7 protein-coding genes are annotated in these 4,711 nt (G+C 62.9%); all 7 read left to right on the top strand.

All coding sequences use genetic code 11. From position 1 onward, the window contains the following. A partial coding sequence (locus LHW45_10980; protein ID MCB5286092.1) for a Clp protease ClpP occupies positions 1-520 on the top strand: 520 nt, incomplete at its 5' end. Between the two features lie 9 nt (positions 521-529). After that, positions 530-1,732 (top strand): phage major capsid protein, encoded by a 1,203-nt coding sequence (locus LHW45_10985; protein MCB5286093.1) that lies wholly within the window; start codon positions 530-532, stop codon positions 1,730-1,732. A 10-nt stretch (positions 1,733-1,742) separates the two neighbouring features. Then, positions 1,743-1,991: a Head fiber protein gene (locus tag LHW45_10990; GenBank protein ID MCB5286094.1), complete on the top strand. Its 249-nt coding sequence runs from the start codon at positions 1,743-1,745 to the stop codon at positions 1,989-1,991. A gap of 64 nt (positions 1,992-2,055) precedes the next feature. Continuing rightward, entirely contained in the window at positions 2,056-2,601 is a 546-nt protein-coding gene (locus tag LHW45_10995; GenBank protein ID MCB5286095.1) for a hypothetical protein, read from the top strand. Between the two features lie 2 nt (positions 2,602-2,603). After that, the gene (locus LHW45_11000) at positions 2,604-3,122 is read left to right on the top strand and encodes a hypothetical protein (protein ID MCB5286096.1); all 519 of its coding nucleotides are present in this window, start codon (positions 2,604-2,606) and stop codon (positions 3,120-3,122) included. Between the two features lie 62 nt (positions 3,123-3,184). Then, positions 3,185-3,577: a hypothetical protein gene (locus LHW45_11005; GenBank protein MCB5286097.1), complete on the top strand. Its 393-nt coding sequence runs from the start codon at positions 3,185-3,187 to the stop codon at positions 3,575-3,577. A 22-nt stretch (positions 3,578-3,599) separates the two neighbouring features. Continuing rightward, positions 3,600-4,559 carry a hypothetical protein gene (locus LHW45_11010; protein ID MCB5286098.1) on the top strand — a complete coding sequence of 320 codons (960 nt, stop codon included), beginning with the start codon at positions 3,600-3,602 and terminating at the stop codon, positions 4,557-4,559. The last annotated feature ends 152 nt before the right edge of the window (positions 4,560-4,711 follow it).

Genomic DNA, 4,711 nt, shown 5'->3' on the forward strand with positions numbered 1-4,711 from the left:
CCGCATCTACTCGATGCTGATGGATTATGCGGGGCACGTCACCGTCAAGATCGACGGCATCGCAGCAAGCGCGGCCTCGGTCATCGCGATGGCGGGCACCAGGGTGCTGATGGCCCCCACCGCCCTGATGATGATCCACAACCCCATGACCATCGCCTACGGCAACCACGCCGACATGCAGAAGGCCATCGGGATGCTGGACGAGGTGAAGGAGAGCATCATCAACGCCTACGAGCTCAAGACGCACCTGGGCAGGGCGAAGATCAGCCACCTCATGGACAGCGAGACATGGATGAACGCCAACAAGGCCATCGAGCTTGGCTTCGCAGACGGCCTGCTCGAGGACGAGAAGAAGAAGGCCGACGAGGCCTCCTACTCGTTCTCCGCCAGGAAGGCCGAGCTCTCGCTGATGAACAAGATCACCACCAGATACGCACACACGCAAGAAGCGCCTTCGGACGAAGGAAAGGCCGCCCTCGACGAGCTCGAGAAGCGGCTGAATCTCATCAGACCCCAATAGGAGAAGAACATGGGCAAGATCAACGACATGCGCGCACAGCGCGCGAAGACCTGGGAACAGGCCAAGGCATTCCTCGATTCCAGGCGCAACGAAAAGGGCATCCTGGGCGCCGAGGACAGGGCGACCTACGAACGGATGGAGGCGGAGATCGTGGACCTCGGAGCCGAGATCGAGAGGCAGGAACGCATCGAGGCATACGAGCGAGAGCTGAACGCACACGTGGGCTCTCCCATCACCAGCCGCCCCGAGACCGCTGCCAAGGGCGAGAAGAAGGGGGGCCGTGCAAGCGACGAGTACCGCCAGGCATTCTGGAACCACCTGCGCCGCCGCGAGAACGCACCTGAACTGCGCAACGCCCTGCAGGTGGGAACCGACAGCGAGGGCGGATACCTGGTTCCCGACGAGTTCGAGCACACCCTCATCGAGGCGCTTCAGGAGGAGAACATCTTCCGCTCGATCGCACGCATCATCCAGACCTCCAGCGGCGACCGCAAGATTCCCATCAGTGCCTCCAAGGGCGAGGCTGCATGGATCGACGAGGAGGGAGCATATCCGGAGAGCGATGACTCCTTCGGGCAGGTATCCATCAGCGCCTACAAGCTGGGCACGATCATCAAGGTGAGCGAGGAGCTGATCAACGACAGCGTGTTCGACATCGAGGGATACATCGCACGCGAGTACGCGCGTCGCATCGGGGCCAAGGAAGAGGCGGCCTGCTTCACCGGCGACGGGACCGGAAAGCCGCTGGGCATCCTTGCAACAAGCGGAGGTGCGCAGGTGGGAGTGACGGCGGCATCGGCTGCAGCCCTCAGCTGCGACGAGGTCATCGACCTGTACCATGCGCTTCGCTCCCCCTACCGCAAGAACGCGGTGTGGCTGACCAACGACTCGACGATCAAGGCGCTGAGAAAGCTCAAGGACGGCAACGGGCAGTACATCTGGCAGCCCTCGCTGACTGCGGGCACCCCCGACACCATCCTCAGCCGGCCTGTGAAGACCTCGGCCTACATGCCCGAGATCGCAGCAGGGGCGAAGACGCTGGCCTTCGGGGACTTCTCGTACTACTGGATCGCCGACCGCCAGGGCAGGACCTTCAAGCGCCTGGGCGAGCTGTTCGCCCCCACCGGCCAGGTTGGCTTTCTGGGCAGCCAGCGCGTGGACGGGCGCCTGATCCTTCCCGAGGCCGTCAAGGTCCTCGTGCAGAAGGCCTAGGGGGATGACGATGGGATACAACACCAAGAACCATAGGAGCCAGGGCGGGGAGTCCATCCACATCGGAGGCGAGGTGATCCTTGCCGCCACCTCGAGGCTCACCATCGAGGCGGGGGCGGTCATCGAGGGCCTTCAGGCCGGGACCGCAACCCCGGCGGCAAGCCAGGCGGACAGCACCGCAGCGACAATCGAGGACCTTGCAGCAGACTTCAACACGCTGCTTGCAGGGCTCAGGACCGCAGGCCTCATGGAAGCCTGACGGTAATCATCGACGACGGCGTCCCTGCACCAAGCGGGGGCGCCGCATACCCTAGGGAGGCTGCATGATCGCAACCATCGCCATGTTCAACACCTACAGCGGAAACTTCGAGGACTCGGGCGAGGCGGTGCTGCTCAAGACGGCCTTCCTCGACTCGGCCGAGGAGATAGCGGCCTCCTACCTCGGGTTCGACCCGAACCTGAGAACGTACACTGACTTGCTTGCATCGGGTGCAGGCATGCGGCGCCTGTACCTTCCGCTGCGAGGCATCGTCTCGGTTGAGGAACTCCAGGTTGGAAACACAATGGTGGATACCTCCGCCGTGGTGGCATGCGACGACCACATACGGTTCGCAGACGGCCTGACCGTATTCCCCCGCGGGGAGGACAACATACGCGTAAGCCTGACCGCCGGGTGGGATGCACAGCAGATGCCGTCCGTCGTCACCCTCTCGATCCTTCGCATCGCCACGCTCATGCTCAGCGAGACGGGCGGGAACATCGGGCTGACGGGCAAGAGCTTCGCCGACAACAGCCGCACGTTCATCAACTACAGCAACTACCGCAAGTACCTCCAGCCGCTGGACGCTCTTCGGATCATCAGGTTCTGACCATGTGGGGAAAACGAAAACGCTACAGCACCGAAAGCATATCGGTTCAGGCAGAGCTGGACGAGGCGCTCTCCTACCTCGAGGGCCTTGGGGCGAACCGCGACAAGATGCTCAGGCGCCTGCTGGGGGGCATCGGGACTGCTGCCCGGGCGCAGGTGCGCAAGGCCTACAAGAGCCAAGGCCTCTCCAAGGGTACGGGCTCCCTGTACAAGAGCATCAGCCGCCGCGTGATCCGTAGCGGCAAGGCCGTCATCGTGGAGGCGAAGGCCTCATCCGAACAGAACAAGGTCTTCTACGGCTACGCACTGGCCAAGGGGGCGAGGATCACCGCCAGGGACGGCGGCTGGCTGACCTTCCAGAAGGACGGCAAGTGGGTGCGCGTGCATGAGGTGAAGCTTCCCGAGCGCGACTTCGTGGCCGCCCCGGTGAAGGCATACCTGGGCACCACCGCCTTCAAGGCGAAGCTGGACCAGCTGGTGCAGAAGGAGGTGGCGCGCATCGAGAAGGAGAAGAAGCGATGAAGACGGAGATGCAGGTGCTCCAAAGGCTGAAGGAGCTGATCGCTACCTCGCTGGTTGCACTGATGGAACCAGAGGAGGGAACCGCCGTGAGGCAGTTCGACGAGACGAACGTGGAGATCGACTTTCCCGATGTGGACGGGATGCGGCGTCCCACGATGCTCTACATCCAGCCCGACTACGAGAACCTCGAGCCGCTTGGCATGGGAAGCGACCTGGCCACCATGCGCGCAACCGTCTTTCTCCTGTGCAAGGGTGCGCCCAACAGCATCCTGGTGCGGCGCACCTTCGCCTTGTACAACGCCCTGTACCTCTTGGTGCGCGGCGACCCCACCCTGGGCGGCTTCATAGAGGATGCGCGAATCACGGACATGGACTACTACCCCGCCGTAACCGCAAGCGCGACGGTCACGGCCATAGAGGCGAGCGTGGACCTTCAGTGGTCCAAGGAATTCTGAACCAACAAGAGAGGTACATGATATGGCATTTTTTACGGGAACCGGGTCGCGGATCCAGATCGGCAAGGAGGCCTCCTTCGCCCAGGCGGCCGGTCCCACCACCCTGGTGGACCTGACCAGCGAGAGCATCAAGGTTGCGGTGGAGAAAGGCGACGAGGGCTCGCTTCTGGGAAGCAAGACCGCATCGAGCCGGGACCTGCTGGCGGTTACGGTGGAGGGCTCGGTGAGCTTCATCCTCCGACCCGAGTCGGCCGGCCTGATCCTCCATGCAGCACTCGGAGGGGCGGACACCTGCACCCAGGTGGAGAGCTCGGAATTGTACACCCACACCATGGGCCTGTGCGATGTGAACGAGGCCCTTCCCAGCATCACGGTCGTGGTGGACCGAAAGGCCGCGGTCAAGCAGTATGCGGGCTGCACCGTAGGCGCCCTGAGCCTTGACTGTGCGGCCGGCGACTATGTGAAAGGCGGCATCGACCTCAAGGGAACCACCGAGGGGACGGGGACCCTGGATGCGGCCCTGAAGGGGTTCTCCCTGCCCTCCTACCGCTGCACCAACGCAACCTTCACCGTCGACGGGGCCACCTGCGACATCGCAAGTGCGTCGCTGAAGATCGAAAACGCCCTGGAAAGCGCCCCGCGCACCTACGCCTCGGGCCTCTATGCAGGACAACCCCGGCACGGCAAGCGAAGCGTCTCCATCAGCTTCGAAATCCCCTACAGCGCCGAGGTGGAAGAGCTGAAAAGCTCCTACCTGACCAGCGAGGAGCATGCGTCGGTGAGCCTGACCTTTTCCTCCCCGGCCGCCGGGCACACCATCACAATAACCCTTTTGCATGTGGCGATCGGCGAGGTGGATGCGAATGTCGGGGGAACCGGCATCCTCAGCGCCACGATTGCAGGCGAGGCCCTCTCGGTGGGCGAAGATGAGCCCATCACCGTCGTGATCACCGACAAGATTTCCACACCCTACGGAGGATGAGAAAAATGTTCATCAAGACAAGAAACTATGACAAGTGCATCCAGAAGGTGCGCATCGAGGTGGGAACATTGGTGGGGCTGGAAAAGGACGACGAGGCCTTCATCCTGCTCAAGGAGCTTCCCACCCTGGAGATGCTGCGCCTCAAGGAAGCA

Source organism: Candidatus Cloacimonadota bacterium (genome assembly GCA_020532085.1).
Taxonomy (GTDB): domain Bacteria; phylum Cloacimonadota; class Cloacimonadia; order Cloacimonadales; family Cloacimonadaceae; genus Syntrophosphaera.

Coding starts and splice junctions, on each gene's coding strand:
- LHW45_10985 (MCB5286093.1), top strand. CDS start 530: ATGGGCAAGATCAACGACATGCGCGCACAGCGCGCGAAGACCTGGGAA.
- LHW45_10990 (MCB5286094.1), top strand. CDS start 1,743: ATGGGATACAACACCAAGAACCATAGGAGCCAGGGCGGGGAGTCCATC.
- LHW45_10995 (MCB5286095.1), top strand. CDS start 2,056: ATGATCGCAACCATCGCCATGTTCAACACCTACAGCGGAAACTTCGAG.
- LHW45_11000 (MCB5286096.1), top strand. CDS start 2,604: ATGTGGGGAAAACGAAAACGCTACAGCACCGAAAGCATATCGGTTCAG.
- LHW45_11005 (MCB5286097.1), top strand. CDS start 3,185: ATGGAACCAGAGGAGGGAACCGCCGTGAGGCAGTTCGACGAGACGAAC.
- LHW45_11010 (MCB5286098.1), top strand. CDS start 3,600: ATGGCATTTTTTACGGGAACCGGGTCGCGGATCCAGATCGGCAAGGAG.